This is a genomic window from Bdellovibrio bacteriovorus str. Tiberius, from assembly GCF_000317895.1.
GTDB classification, from domain to species: domain Bacteria; phylum Bdellovibrionota; class Bdellovibrionia; order Bdellovibrionales; family Bdellovibrionaceae; genus Bdellovibrio; species Bdellovibrio bacteriovorus_F.
In genome coordinates, this window is the sequence record NC_019567.1 from 1,407,312 (window position 1) to 1,421,612 (window position 14,301).

Below are 14,301 nucleotides of genomic sequence, written 5' to 3' on the forward strand. Positions count from 1 at the left end.
TGCGTTTAAGCTACGGGAAAGTCGGCTTTTTGCTGGCATCCCATGCCGGATTGGATTGATGGTCGAACAGAGTGGGGTCGACCCCCATTGGCAGCACCCAACCACTGATATCCTGAACAAACGAATCAGCGCTAAAGAACATCTGTTCCATCGACAACAGACCCGGTGTTGCAAAGATCCAATTTGAAATGTCATGGTTAAAGGCGTCTGCATTCTGGAACATCGAAGACATGTCGGTGACTTTTGATGTATTCCAGTAGTTTCCATTTCTGACCAACGGTTGATCGAAGACCAGGGCCCCCATGAACATAAAGCTCATGTCTGTGACTTTGAAAGTATCCCATTCGCTGATGTCCTGATTGAACGCTTTGGCGTCGCTGAACATGCTGGCCATTGTTGTGGCATTTGCAGTATCCCAGCCGCCGACCGGCTGATTAAAGGCTTCGGCTCCCATAAAGATGTTGCTCATGTCCTGAACATTGGAGGTGATCCAATGATCCACCGGGCTGTTGAAAGCCTTCGCGCCCATGAACATGCCTCTCATATCCGTGACGTTGCTCAGGTCAGGACGATCGATTGCTGAAACCTGCAGGTTCTCGCAGCCGGCGAACATCATCTGGGCAGTGCCCCACTGATTGGTTCCCCATTGTTTGACATCCAGAATTTTCAAGCGGTCGCCACCGCCACCAAAGCGGAAGTAGGGCATGGCTCCTTTGATTTTGATTTCATAGACATCAGGACCTGGATAGCTGTGAATGATGGCTCCCATGCCAGGATTCCAGGTCGCGGATTCAATGTCCTGCCAATCGCCGTCACCCCAATATACGGTGAAGTCATGGCCAGCCCAGCCGGTCAGGGGCAATTCAAACGTGTCGGTTCCATTGCCTTTCGTGGTGTCGACGGTGAAGATAAAGGAGTTTTGGATCGAGGTGTTTGCAGAAGGCCCATATGCCGGAGCCAGCAGGCCGTCGGCGTCTTCGGCTGTGTCAGCCGCGATGGAAATATTTAAAAGACCGTCTCCTGCGCAATCATTGATGGTTACGGTCGGAGTCATGGTCGTGCCATTCGTCACTGCGATGGTGCAGCCAGCCGTGTCGGGCCCACCCAGTGTGATGTCGGTGTCTTTTAAATCGACTGTGGTGGCGTCGTTATAGGTGACTGTATAAACAAAACTTGTGGCGACAGAACCATAGGGCACAGATGGTGCGCTGATGGTCAGTGTCGGACCTGTTGGAGCGGGTGGTGTTGAAGGTGATGGGGATTCTGAAGATACATCAATGCCGGTAGGGACGAGCTGCAGATCCAGCGTGCAGCCCGTTAAACAGAGCGTGGTCAGCAAAAGCATGACGTTCCAGAGTGAGACACGTACCAGTGTTATCATGATGTATATTTCGGAATACTATGAACGACCCTTAAATACATCTTGGTAACAATTGGCGGTTTTACCGTGGATAACGTGGAAATCTTTAAAAAACGAGGTCTGCTCTTTTTTGAGTTGTCCCCCAGCGGGGGGAAATTTTATTTTTCTGAATAGCAGACGCACGGGCTTGCGAATGAAATCTCATGCACGGTCATTTCGCCGGCACCGACTTTTGCCATTTCTTTTTTATGAGCCCAGGAAAATGAATGCATGTGGACCTTCCTTAAAGAGGACACGAAGGTCAGGTGAGAGTGTATTGACTGCCAATTGTTCTGGTCATTATAGTAGGGCTGTGGTCAACTGATTACAGATGAAATAACCCATAGGAAGAGACAATGAAAAATAAAAAATGGTTCGCCGTTAAGACCCTTTATGTAACTCGTGCTGTGGGTAAATCCAGCGCCAAAGGCAAACAAGCCTTCGCGGAACTGCTTGAAGAGCGCGTTGTATTGTTCCAGGCGGCAAATCCGAATGCAGCAGTGAAAGCCGCTGAAAAAGACGCAAAAGAATACAGCCAGTACACTTACACAAACTTCGAAGGTCAGGCCGTACGCACTGAGTACCTGAAGGCTTGTGATGTATTTGAGCTTTATGAAACTCTTGAAAGCGGTGTGGAGCTGTTTGCTTCCACAGAAGTTTTGACGAAGAAAGTTTCCAGCAAAGAGCTTATTTCCCGCAGACTTGGCGTTTTGGAGACAAAAAGCACAATCAAAATGCGCAAGCGTTTCATGAGCAAAGAACTGGGTTCTTACGTTTAATAGCTCAAGCTCGCAGGCCCCGGCAATCGGGGCTTTTTTTACGGAAAGCTGCCGATCAGTGTCCGACAGCGCCTTCAGTGTGCTTAAGTTCGGTAATTTGAAATTTCGCAGACAACAGTAGCGATACCAGAACAAAGATCGCACCGACATAACCCACAGAGCCAATATGGTTGGTGGACGAAATACTGCCCAGCAGAGCCCCGCCACCTATGCCGATATTGAAAATCCCCGAATACAGCGACATCGCCACATCCTGCACGTCAGGGGCCTCTTTCAGCACGGAAGACTGGAAGATCAGACACAGCATGGTTAAAGCTGTGCCCCAGATAAAGGCCAGCGCCATCAGCCAGATTTGCGAATGCACGGCCAAGGCCATCAGCAGCAGGCTGACAAACACGATCGCCAACGCGATCCACAGCGACTGCTTGGGATGTTTGTAAATGATCTTGCTGCCCAGGATGCTGCCAAAAATTCCCGAAGCCCCAAAAACCAAAAGCAGAACCACGACAAAATCTGTTGAAATGCCACCAACGGCCAGCAGGAAGGGTTTGATATAAGTGAAGGCGGTGAAGTGCCCTGTGACGGTCAGGGCGGTCATCAGATAAACCAGCACCAAAGATTTTCGTTTAAACAAAGACGGTACATTTCTGAACGTGGTCACGCTTTGACTCGGCAGCGGCGGAAGCATGCGATACAAAATAATGTAAATGACAAAAGCCACCAGGGCGATCACTGAAAAAGCCATGCGCCAGCCAAAGCTTTGCCCCAGGAACGTACCAAAAGGGATCCCCAGGATATTTCCCAGCGAAGCTCCCATCGCAATGATCGACAGGGCCTTGGCTCGGCCGCCTGCCGGCCCCAGGCGAATTGCCAACGGAATCGCGATGGACCAAAAGACGGCATGGGCGAAGGCCACGATGATCCGGCATATCAGCAGCATTCCGAAGCTTGCCGCAAGACCCGAAGCCAGGTTCGCGACGACAAACGTGCTCAGCAGAATCAACATCAGGCGACGTCGATCCCAGTGAGAACTGACGACTGTCATAGGCAGTGACATGGTCGCAACAATCCAGGCATAGATGGTCATCAATAGGCCCGTGAAGGCCTCGCTTTTACCAAGACCTGCGGAAATTTCTGGAAGCAAACCGACGGGAATAAACTCGCTGGTGACGAAGATGAAACTGGCCAGACTGATGCTGACAGTGGGAAGCCAGGATTTGAAAGAATTTGTGTTCATGACGAGCGCCACCTTAGGGGAATGCGCTCTAGTATGAACCTGTTAGAAAAGACTGGAAAGGGAAAAGCGCAGCCAAAACACAAAACTGACTTTGGCTACGAATCTTAATGAGGGTTACTTAGGTTTTCTGTACTTGTTGCGTACGGCATAGGCGCCATCAACAGAAGCCTTGGCATTAATCAGACCTTTACCGGTCTGATTCGGGATCTCTGTTTTAATTGGAGTCGCTGTGCCTTCCATGATCTGGCGAATTTTCCAGGAAGTGATGCCTGGGACCACGGATCTCATCAAAGCCACAACGCCCGCCACATATGGGGATGCCATGGATGTGCCGCTGAATTCGGCATAGTCTGCCGCCTGAACTTCAAACTGCACAGTCAGATCCGGGTTGTTTGCAAGTTGTGTGATCAAATCTTCACCGGCGGTTTTTTCAACCATGATGACCGGAACTTGAATGTCGTTAGGGTCTTCCGTCAAGGAACCACTGGCCAGGGCTGACTCATTATTGCAAATGATCAAAGCTGCCGCGCCCGCAGACTTTGCATTTTTGATTTTTTCAAGCAGCGGCAGATTGCCACGTTTCACGACAAGAATTTTCCCAGTGGCATTTACTTTCGCCAATTCATCAATGCTGCCGAATTCTGCATAAACGGCAGATTCGTGCAGGGATGTCGTTGGCACGCCGATAAAGGTCACAGAAGGCAGATTTTTGAATGTGCCGCCTGCGGATTCAAAACCAGCAAAGGCATTGCGACCCATCCCCAGAGGAACCGCGGAACGGATGCCTACGCCCGGCGCCATGACGTCCAATGCATGGGACCAATTAGAAAACGCCGCACGCTGGCCGGTGAAATCAACCGCACCAACGCCTGTCACCCCAGGGTAGCCCGCAGGCATTGGAGTGACTTCCTGACCGTGATTTCCCATCGCCGCAACCACAGGCATCTGTGCGCCATCCAGTTGTTTGATCATGAAACTTTCAGTGACACTGCCACCGCCGCCAAGGGACATGTTCACGACATCGACTTTTTCATTCAGGGCCCAGTTCAAGGCTCTGGCAACGGAATCAGTTTTACAGCCTTTTTTTCCGCAGACTTTGGCCACCAGGATTTTTGCTTCTGGAGCCACACCCACGGCTTCCACCGATGCTCGTGCGGCAACAATGCCAGCCACGTGCGTGCCGTGTCCGTCATAGTCTGTTACGTCCAGAACATCTCCGTTGGCATCATCAGTGAAGTTTTTGACTTTTTCGATACGGCCTGCGAATGCCGGGTGCTTTTGGTCGATACCGGAATCAATGATCATGACGCGAGCCCCGGCTCCGCGGGTCATAGGCCACACTTGCGGTGCTTGAATCATTTTCAAGCCTTGGGATACCGGCAACAAGGCGTTCATAGCAGTCATGCGCACAAAGCCTGAAGAAGGCGTCGGCACGATCTGCACGCGAGGAGCGGCAAAGGTCGTTTGTTTTTCAATGAAGTTGATATCTTGGGCTTTCACAAGATTTGAAAGCTGATTGTGGCTTGTGGCATCAACGATTAGAATTTTAACTTCTGGCAATTCTTCTTCCAGATGAATGTTCAAAGACTTTTGATTTTGAATCAGAGCTTTGAATTCCTGGGCTGCTTTGGATTCTTTGAAAGACATCATATAAGTGGCGGCGTTCGCGGCAGAAGCGAACAAAGACAGGGCAACGGCTGCGATCCAGATGTTGTGTTTTTGGCAGTTCATTTTTCAGTCCTTATTTTTTAGTGCAGATAAATTTATGACGAACGTTCATTGGAGCTTTGTCGGGGCAAAGAGCGATTGTGATATCATCCATTTCGATTTGATTGCCCACCGGGGTGAACAGCGAGATGGAATCAATGGACAGTGGCAATGAAGGACAGATCGAAGACGAAACTTGAGTCTGAATGCGCGCACGCAGGGTCTGTCCTTCGCAGCTGGTGGTGTAAGTTGTCGGGAACGCGTCGCCTCGGCGGCGGGTTTCAGGAGTCCCGTTGGCGATCAGTTTCGTCCCGTTAATGTAATAGACAACCTGGCCTTTTTCTGTGGTCGTTGAAATGGTGAAAGAGTTCACCGGACCGGTTTCGGCAGTGCAGTCAAAATTGCCAGAAAGTTGCGGGCATGACACGGCTGGAACAGCGGAAAACGCGATAAACAGAGTGATAAAATATTTAATCATGCGCAGGGACTAAATGTTTGGCGAATTGAAGTCAATATGTGCCAGCAGAATCCGTGGGATTAAGAAGTAAATGGCAAATGACCGCAACTAAATGTTGCCAGAAATGGCATTGTGAAACTACGCCGCGTTAACGCAGGACTTGATGGAACAGGGAAATGGCGGGATCATTATGTTTTCAGTTAGGGTTCGGGGAGGTTCCGTATGAAATATTTGATGTCGGTTTTGATGCTTCTTCTGGTCAGCGTGTCCTTTGCCATGGACAAGGAATACACCAAACCTTCCGATGCCGAACTTAAGAAATCCCTGACACCGATGCAGTACCAATGCACACAGCAGTCCGCCACCGAAAAGCCTTTTGACAATGCCTATTGGAACAACAAAAGAGAAGGTATCTATGTCGATATCGTCAGCGGCGAGCCCCTGTTCAGTTCAACCGACAAATACGATTCCGGCACTGGCTGGCCCAGCTTCACCAAACCTATCGATGACAGTTCGCTGGTGACCAAGCCCGATTATGAAATGTCAGTGGAGCGCACCGAGCTGCGTTCCAAGAAAGCCGATTCGCACCTGGGGCATCTGTTTGACGACGGCCCCAAAGACAAAGGCGGCAAACGCTATTGCATCAATTCTGCTGCTTTAAAGTTTATTCCCCTGGAAGAGATGCAAGCCAAGGGTTACGGCAAATACCTGTCGCTTTTCCCTAAAAATAAGAAGGAAAAGAAAAAATGACGAATGAAGAAATTGTCCGTGAAGTCTATGCGGCACTTAATCGCGACGATATCCCCGCACTTCGTCCTTACTTTGATTCCGAGGTTCAGCGAATTGAACCCGAGGGTTTTCCCATGTCTGGAACCTATAGCGGCATTGACGCCATGATGAAGCACTTCACCGAAGCCCGTAACACCTGGGCAGAAGGGACGTGCCAGCCTGAAAAGATCCAGATCGCAGGAGAAAAATTTGTGGTCTATGTAAAGGTCCACGTACGCTTGAAAGACCGCACCGATTGGATCGAAGGTAACGTCGTTGACGGCTTTATTGTCCGTAACGGTAAAATTATTTTTATGCGCACCTTCACGGACAGCCGGAAAGCTTTGGAGTGGGCTGAAATTTAATCGGAACTCGCCTTTGGTATTAAGGTTTTTGTAAAAACTCCGAAATGTTTATCGGATGAAACCTAATACTAAAATTGAACGCGCCTCTCTTATCAAAATGATACAGTCTGAGAGGCGAGCACAATACCACAAATATTTGTCCGAGATCGAGTCTTCGCTAAGTCAAATCTGTGATAGCGGTGATGCTCTTGGTCCTTTGGTTCTGAGTGAAAAGCTTGGATTTACGCGCTGGAAGTTAACCGGCAGTGTCTTTTTTTCTCGATTTAGACCAGGTGAAAGGGTTGAGATAAGAGTTCAAAAAAGCGGATCAGACTTATCGGAAAGTCTCTGTGACGGCTGGCTAGTGGAGTCAGTTCGATATCCGTTCCCAGGAAAAATTGAAGTTGTCATTTTTGGCAGTAAACCGCTTGATGAGGACCGGGCTATCGAGGTTTTTCTTTTTAAGAGTTCTACGGAAGGATTTAGTAATCTTCTGATTTCACAGATACGAAGAATGCCGACAAGTTTTGAGTCATTAATTTTAGGCACTGACAAGTTTGATTTGTCAGTGGATGAGCCGGAATTCAAAGTACATTACGATCAACTTAATGACACTCAGAAGAGCGCCCTGCATGAGTTGGTTGGCAATAATCTCAGTGGGGCGATTCAGGGACCTCCCGGCACCGGAAAGACACATTTACTGCGGGCTGTAGTTGCTTTGGCATTGAAGTCAAACATGCGGGTTTGTGTGACTTCTTTTACCCATGCGGCAGTTGACAATTTACTTGGTAAAATCGTTGGCGAAGAGTTTCCTTATAAGTGGGTTAGAGTAGGTAATTCTGAAAGGGTCCGGACGGAGTTTTATCGCAGCGATGTGGAGTTTGGCGGCTTTAGAGCGCCCACGTTTGGCGATGTAAGCGAAGCTAAGTTAATAGGAGCAACTCTTCATAAGCTTGCTTTCAATGGTTCTTCACAGATGTTTGACTTGTTGGTCGTTGATGAGGCCGGACAAGTGCCGGTTTACTTCTGGCCATTAATTCAACGAATTACAAAAAGACTGGTTTTAGTAGGCGATCAATTTCAGTTGCCTCCGGTTTTGGTCGCGGAGCATACGGACTTACCTTTCGATAACCTATTTTCTCTATTTGTTAGTAAGGACACACCAATGCTCGAAACTCAATATCGAATGAGACGAGAAATTCAGGGGTGGTCATCCGAAAAGTTTTATCGAGGAAAGCTGCGCCCTCATGTTTCGGTAGCGAATCGGGACTACTTCTCTTGCAGCCCGACATTTATTACTGATAGCACTGTGGTTTCTAAACAATTTGAAGCTGAATCACACGGCAAGGTCTCGCTGGATGAAGCTAATTTCATTGCAGACAAGGTTGCTAGGATGGTGAAGAACAAAGAGGATATTAGAACGGTTGGAGTCATATGCCCCTATAGGGCACAAGCGGGGAAAGTAAATGCTGCTCTCCAGAATAAATTGGGAGTTGGTGAAGCCGCGAAAGTTCTTGTAGATACTGTTGAACGATTTCAAGGTCAGGAACGAGAAGCGATATTCTTATCGTTTGGAACATCTGCAAGCTCTTCTGGAGATTTGAATTTTTTGGCGGATGCTAGACGGCTAAACGTATCCGTGACCCGAGCTAAATCCAGATTTTACTGTCTTTTTAATAAAGCTTTATATGAAAAAATTAGTTCGAGAAAGTCAGCTGACTTAAATGAGTTTTTGAACTGGGTCAAAAATGGCCGTACTCCAATAAAAAAGGCAGCATAGGTTTGTCACGATGTTTTTTGAAAGACAGTTGTCTGCATTTTTAACATAGAATACCCATTAATCTTAAATACAGAATTTGGTTCTATAGACTCTTGGTTGAGCCAACACTAAAAAGGAGTTTTATATGGAGCCAACCAAAATTAGCAGACGGGAGTCTGCCAAACACAAAGGTTCAACCGCGCACTCGAAACTGCTGGTGATTGATCGCCAATATAATGTGTCCCTGGAAAAACTGTTTGCTGCGTTTAGCAGCCCCCAGGCGTTGAAAGAATGGTGGTGGCCGGATGGTATTTACACGGATCATGTTGATTGGGAATTCCGCAATGGGGGAAAATACTTTATCAACATGAAAGGGTACGAACAGGGCGGCAGCGGAATGGCCGGGCAGATTGAAGAGGTCGTAAAAAACGAACGCATCGTCATGACTGATCAATTTGCCAATGAAAAAGGTCAGCCGATTTCCGCCAAAGAAGCCAACATGCCCGGACAGTGGCCTGAGAAAGGTTATATTACTTTCGAATTTTATTCCGAGGGTGATGAACGCAGCGGATTTAAACTTTCTCAGGAAGGTGTCCCCAACGAGCTGCAGGTCGACTGCATTCAGGGCTGGTCCCAATCTTTTGACAAGCTTCAGAAGTATCTCGAAGGCGGATCCGCCAAGCATTAATGTGTCTTTTAATTTCCAACTCGCAACACACTGTCACTCGCCGTGAAGTGTGTTTGCGTCACATGCATTTAAGCAGCTGTCTTTTTTATTAGTCGTGATTTCGCGTTCCTCGATTCAGAATCTCAATTCGGGCTAAAGTCATAATTCAAAACCACGAGAGAAAGGAATCTCAATGGAACGTTATTGGTCACAACGAATAGTTGCTTCGGTTCTGGCGCTGCAGTTTGCGGCCGTTGCGCATGCGGAAGTCCAGTTCCCGGCATACACCAGCGGTGCGGATCTGTTTAATGAAACTCAGAACAAACCTCCGTTTGAAGGCATAGGCCGCATTGGGGATGTAACCCGTCAGACGGGTGGCAGTTTATACAGACTTGATCTGGTAAAAGCTCTGCCGCTGACAAGTTTGAAGGCGAAGCCAAGCGCCGGAAAAGTAAAAATCCTGGCGGTGACTTTGGTAACCGACAAAGGGGATCGCATCCCGGTGAAGGCGTATAACAATGTTATTATTGCCAGCACGGATCAGCCGCTGGCATCAGAGCTTTTGAACAATCCGGCTCCGATCTCTGTGATCGAGGTGCAGGCCGAAGCCATGGGCGGCAAAGCGGGTCTGGATATCAATGCTGTTTCCAACAGCGAGATTCCAAAATTGAATCTGCGTGTTGACGAAGTGGCCTGCAAAAAGAACATTGATGCGACTTTGAAAGAGCATCTGGAAGTGGTGCAGGTCTGGGCCGGTCGTGCGGAAGTCAGTGCGCCAGGCTCCATCCAGGAAAAATACGCCACGAAAGAGTTCAACCGTTATGTGAGCGAATTCATCTCGGTTCTGAAAGCGGACAAAACAGCGTTTGCTTCCACTGAGTACACCGTGACACTGCTGAACTTCTTCGCGGAACGCCACAATACAGCCCGTGCAGAAAGTCCTGCTGATGTGGCTTACAAGAACATGGCGATGGAAACATTCAATTCATTCCTGCTGGCTTTGCAAAGCGATCAGTCCTGCTACAACATTGGCAGTGACGGCCTGATCCGAATTGCAACGGACTTCCAGAAGCGTCTGGAAGGCAACAAACCTGACAGCCGCGCAAGAAGACTGTATGAGGTGTTTGTTCTTGGTGTCGGCAAGCTGATTCCAACTCAGTACCGCAAAGAGCTGGCGGCAAAAAGCCTGAGCTTCCGTAACGCGGATGCCGAAGGCCACAAGTACTATAAACTGGTTACAACCAGCAAGCCGGATAATTTCCTGAAAGGAACTCATCAGGACATGAGCGCTTCGGCTTATGCCGTGGCAGAGCAGGCGCTGGTGCGTGAGGTGAAAACCATGACCAGCGATCAGCGTTATGAGCTGATCGTAGAGTATCAGGCAAAATACAACGATGCTGCCAACTATCCTTCAGAGATCATGATGAAATATCTCGTCATTCTTTCTGAAAGCGGTACTTTGTTCCGTATCTATCGCTAGATTGCAGAATGAAAAAGGCCCGTCGTCGTGACGGGCCTTTTTTTTATTTCTTCTTCAAATATTTTCCGTGAACTTCCTTATAGGCGGGCAGGGCGCCCAGGGCCGAGGCCTCATAGACCCCGCGTGCCACCGCGCGAGCCAGAACGTCGGCTGCGACTAAACCAATACGATTCACGAGATCTGCACGGTTTTCGATATCCTGCCCCCAGGCTCCTGTAGCCACGGCAAACACCGTGTCGCCATCAAACGGCGTGTGCACCGGGCGAATGGATCTTGCATAGCCATCCTGGGCCATGATCGCAATGCGCTGAGCTTCGGCTTTTGTCAGGCGGGCGTTCGTCGCAACAACGCCGATGGTGGTGTTTTCTCCGGCTCTAGGGATCAAGCTGTCCAGAGGTGATCCTGTCCAGGCTTCCTGGGCAGAATTGAAATCAATCGCGGAAGTCGGGATCGGTTGTCCACCCATTTCATTGTTTTGTTCAAATGGCCATGCCCAGAAAGCGGATTGCCCGGGCATGATCGGACTGCCCACGCAGTTGACCGCAACTAAAGCGCCGATCTGCAAGCCGTCTCCAGAAATTGAGGACGCCGTGCCCAGTCCGCCTTTCAAGGGGCCTGCCTTGGCGCCAAAACCGGCTCCGGCATTTCCCAGTTTGAAATCCAAAGAGGCATTGTTCAAGGCCGTGCGCCCCAGTTCCCAGTAAGGGGATTTGTCACCCCAGTTTTTATCGCCACCATTCAGAAGGTCAAACAAAACGGCACTGGGAACAATCGGTGCGCGCGCAGGACCAATCGGAAAACCAATTCCACGGGAAGCCAGAATGTCCGTCACCGCGGACGAGGCCCCCAGTCCAAACACCGAGCCACCACTTAAGACGATCGCATCGATGCGGTCGACCAGGCAGCTGGGATTCAAAGCATCGGTGTCGCGAGTGCCAGGAGCACCCCCGCGAACATCCACTCCGGCGACGGCGCCATTGTCCAGCAGCATCACAGAGACCCCGGTCCAGACTTTGGAATCTTCGGCCTGACCGACACGGATCGAGTCAATGTCCGTGATACTGTTGCGCGGACCCGGTTTAAAATTGAATTTCATAGAGTGCTCCTTGGTTGAAACTAAAATCCTAGGGTAAATAACAATTTGTTAGCTGTGAAGTCCGGCAGCAGTGCGTTTATTTCATCATCTCCCATACACATGGACCGTAGGTGGGCAGGCGAGGCACGTTGATATTAAGGCTGGAAGTGTCTTCAGTGTTCCCCACTTTGTCAGTAGTGTGAAAAACCACAGAAGACAGGGGGCGGTTCTGGCTGGGTGTGAATTCGCCGATGAGGTTGTTTCCGTTGCTGGTCAATGAAAAAGGTGATGTTAGGCCTTGAAGCTGGCTGTTCTGCAGTTTCAGGATGAATCCACCCACGACAGCGCCGTGATTTTCATCAGAACGATTGCGGTCCACCTGCACGTCGACCAGTTTCATGAATGATGAAGAGTGAATACTTCCCTGAAGTACACCCTCGTTGTCATTGACTGAAACACGATTCAGATCCAGGCATCCAGTGGCGCTCCAAATAGCAGCGCCGTCACCGCTATTGTGTTCGAATACGGTATCAGTGGCTTTTACAGAGGTGCCCCACTGGAATAGGGCCGTGCCAGAACCAGCGGCAGTGTTGTTGTGGAAGGTGACATGATTCAGAGTCAGCACGCTATAGCGAGGAGCTGCAGGTCCTGTGGCTTCAATAGCTCCACCGTGAGTCGAGGATTTATTTTCATAGAAGTCTGCATTGGTGATGCCGATTCTGGAACCCTCACTTAGGATATTGATGGCTCCGCCAGCAGGGTAGTCTGTCAGGGTGGCTTTGGTGGAAAAACCGTGAGTGAAGTTGATATTTGAAATATTCACGTTCAAGTTGGATCCGTGGATCATGAAGATGCGGCTTTTGTTTTGAGCATCCACAACGGGGCGGGACACTTTGTTCGTCCCTTGCAGGCTCAGACTTTTATGAATAACGATTTCGTCGTCATCCAAAGTCAGCAGCGTCACATTTTCATCGATTTCGATGGTGTCGCCGGATTGGGCTTCAGAAATCACGGATCGCAAAGATCCCGGGACCGAGTCCTTGCCGGTGGTGACGTGAAGAACATTCGCCATTGCCGCGGTGTTGGACATCAGGATCATCAGGGTCAGAAGGGTGGATTTTTTCATTGTTCACTCCAGTTTGATTGTTATGCCTGAATGTAAAAGCATCAGCCGTGCCGAGGGAAAGCGGAGTCCTAGGGGCATTTATTTCGAGCTGAGCCGGTCTTTGCCGGGATTTCGGCAGGCCCGCTTGCCGGAGAGTCGGTGGCTGCCGACGGCCCGGCAGGGTGAGTTCCGCCATTCTGGTGTCCTTTTCGGGGGAATTAAGCTATATTGGGCCATCGATTTATCCCGGAGTCCCCATGAATACCTTTGCTGATTTTGAGCTGCTGCCTTCTCTTTTGAAAACCCTAAAGACCCTGAAAATTTCCAAACCCACGGACATTCAAAAGCAGGCCATTCCGCTGATCATGAGTCATCAGGCGGTGGTCGGAGTTTCTGAAACGGGCAGTGGTAAAACTTTGGCGTACGTGTTGCCGATTTTGAATTATCTAAAATCTTTGGAAGACGCCGGCGACCCGGTGAAAGAGGAAAATGCACCTCGTGCGGTGGTCATGGTGCCTTCCCGCGAATTGGGCGAGCAGGTGGCAAAAGTGTTTAAATCCATGACCCATGATACACGACTGCGTGTTCGTCCGGCCTTGGGTGGTATGAGTCTGGAACAGGCCCGTCGCAACACTTCGGGGGCTTTTGAAGTTCTGCTGGCAACGCCGGGTCGTTTGGTGCAGATGCTGAACAAGGATCTGATCAGTTTGCGGGATGTGCGTTTCCTGGTTTTTGATGAAGCCGATCAAATGCTGGATCAGGGGTTCCTGCCTGACACCAATCGTATTGTGGACTGCTGCCCCGAGGACGTGAATCTGGCGCTGTTTTCCGCGACAGTTTCAAAAACTGTGGAAAAGCTGATGAATGATTTGTTCGCGAAAGCCGAAGTCATTCGCAGCAAGAACAGCGGTAAAGTGGTGTCCACTTTGAAAACCAAAAATCTGACAGTGGAAGACGGCAAACGCTGGCCGTTGTTTGAAAAAGTTCTGGCGCAGAAAGTGGACGGGGGCACCATCGTTTTTGCCAACACCCGAGAACAATGTGACAAGATCGCCAAGGAATTGACGGACAAGGGGCATGCTTGCGTGGTCTATCGCGGGGAAATGGACAAAAATGAGCGTCGCACAAATCTGAAGAAGTTCCGTGACGGTCAGGTCAGTCTGCTTGTGGCCACCGATCTGGCGGGGCGGGGTTTGGATGTGTCCAATGTCGCCCGTGTGATCAACTATCATCTGCCGAAAGAGATGGAAAACTATCTGCACCGGGCTGGTCGTACTGCACGGGCTGGTCGTCCGGGGTTGGTGGTGAATCTGGTCACGGAACGTGATGGTCGTCTGATTGCGGCTTTGGAAGGCAATAAGCCTCCGTCATTAGAGAAAAAGACCGATCATTTGGGCAAACCGCGGGTTGGTTCCACAACTCGTTTTAAAGATGCCAAAGGTAAGTCCGGATACGCGAAATCCATGGGACAAAAGAAGCGCTAACTTGCGCATAGCAGCAGGGGGTCTTTCGGGCTTTTTCAGA

The 14,301-nt window shown here is 49.6% G+C and carries 13 protein-coding genes; 7 read left to right on the forward strand and 6 right to left on the reverse strand.

Annotated elements, in window-relative coordinates:
• Positions 1 to 10 precede the first annotated feature (10 nt).
• Positions 11 to 1,381, reverse strand: coding sequence for a BspA family leucine-rich repeat surface protein (locus BDT_RS06755; RefSeq protein WP_080602348.1), 1,371 nt, complete (start codon positions 1,379 to 1,381; stop codon positions 11 to 13).
• Positions 1,382 to 1,755: 374 nt separating this feature from the next.
• Here BDT_RS06755 and BDT_RS06760 point away from each other — a divergent pair, with 374 nt between their 5' ends.
• Positions 1,756 to 2,178 carry a DUF4288 domain-containing protein gene (locus tag BDT_RS06760; RefSeq protein ID WP_015090498.1) on the forward strand — a complete coding sequence of 141 codons (423 nt, stop codon included), beginning with the start codon at positions 1,756 to 1,758 and terminating at the stop codon, positions 2,176 to 2,178.
• Between the two features lie 55 nt (positions 2,179 to 2,233).
• On the opposite strand, the gene BDT_RS06765 is transcribed toward BDT_RS06760, so the two are convergent.
• From BDT_RS06765 to BDT_RS06775, 3 genes are all read right to left on the reverse strand, one after another.
• Positions 2,234 to 3,415: a sugar transporter gene (locus tag BDT_RS06765; protein WP_015090499.1), complete on the reverse strand. Its 1,182-nt coding sequence runs from the start codon at positions 3,413 to 3,415 to the stop codon at positions 2,234 to 2,236.
• A 114-nt stretch (positions 3,416 to 3,529) separates the two neighbouring features.
• A complete protein-coding gene (locus BDT_RS06770; RefSeq protein ID WP_015090500.1) occupies positions 3,530 to 5,146 on the reverse strand; it encodes a S8 family serine peptidase in 1,617 nt (538 codons plus the stop codon).
• A gap of 10 nt (positions 5,147 to 5,156) precedes the next feature.
• The gene (locus BDT_RS06775) at positions 5,157 to 5,600 is read right to left on the reverse strand and encodes a hypothetical protein (RefSeq protein WP_015090501.1); all 444 of its coding nucleotides are present in this window, start codon (positions 5,598 to 5,600) and stop codon (positions 5,157 to 5,159) included.
• Between the two features lie 201 nt (positions 5,601 to 5,801).
• On the opposite strand from BDT_RS06775, the gene msrB reads away from it, so the two are divergent.
• The 5 genes from msrB (at position 5,802) to BDT_RS06800 (ending at position 10,597) form a co-directional block, all read left to right on the forward strand.
• Complete coding sequence (msrB, locus tag BDT_RS06780; protein WP_015090502.1) at positions 5,802 to 6,329, forward strand: peptide-methionine (R)-S-oxide reductase MsrB; 528 nt, start codon at positions 5,802 to 5,804, stop codon at positions 6,327 to 6,329.
• Positions 6,326 to 6,712 (forward strand): nuclear transport factor 2 family protein, encoded by a 387-nt coding sequence (locus BDT_RS06785; RefSeq protein WP_015090503.1) that lies wholly within the window; start codon positions 6,326 to 6,328, stop codon positions 6,710 to 6,712. The genes msrB and BDT_RS06785 overlap by 4 nt, the downstream gene beginning before the upstream one ends.
• Before the next feature lie 55 nt (positions 6,713 to 6,767).
• A complete protein-coding gene (locus tag BDT_RS06790; protein WP_015090504.1) occupies positions 6,768 to 8,471 on the forward strand; it encodes a DEAD/DEAH box helicase in 1,704 nt (567 codons plus the stop codon).
• Between the two features lie 124 nt (positions 8,472 to 8,595).
• Entirely contained in the window at positions 8,596 to 9,138 is a 543-nt protein-coding gene (locus BDT_RS06795; RefSeq protein ID WP_080602349.1) for an SRPBCC family protein, read from the forward strand.
• A gap of 172 nt (positions 9,139 to 9,310) precedes the next feature.
• Positions 9,311 to 10,597: a beta-sandwich domain-containing protein gene (locus BDT_RS06800; RefSeq protein WP_015090506.1), complete on the forward strand. Its 1,287-nt coding sequence runs from the start codon at positions 9,311 to 9,313 to the stop codon at positions 10,595 to 10,597.
• Positions 10,598 to 10,640: 43 nt separating this feature from the next.
• Here the strand turns inward: BDT_RS06800 and BDT_RS06805 are convergent, their stop codons facing one another.
• Positions 10,641 to 11,693: a P1 family peptidase gene (locus BDT_RS06805; protein WP_015090507.1), complete on the reverse strand. Its 1,053-nt coding sequence runs from the start codon at positions 11,691 to 11,693 to the stop codon at positions 10,641 to 10,643.
• Positions 11,694 to 11,769: 76 nt separating this feature from the next.
• Positions 11,770 to 12,798, reverse strand: coding sequence for a hypothetical protein (locus BDT_RS06810; protein ID WP_015090508.1), 1,029 nt, complete (start codon positions 12,796 to 12,798; stop codon positions 11,770 to 11,772).
• Positions 12,799 to 13,034: 236 nt separating this feature from the next.
• On the opposite strand from BDT_RS06810, the gene BDT_RS06815 reads away from it, so the two are divergent.
• A complete protein-coding gene (locus BDT_RS06815) occupies positions 13,035 to 14,261 on the forward strand; it encodes a DEAD/DEAH box helicase (protein WP_015090509.1) in 1,227 nt (408 codons plus the stop codon).
• Positions 14,262 to 14,301: the final 40 nt, after the last annotated feature.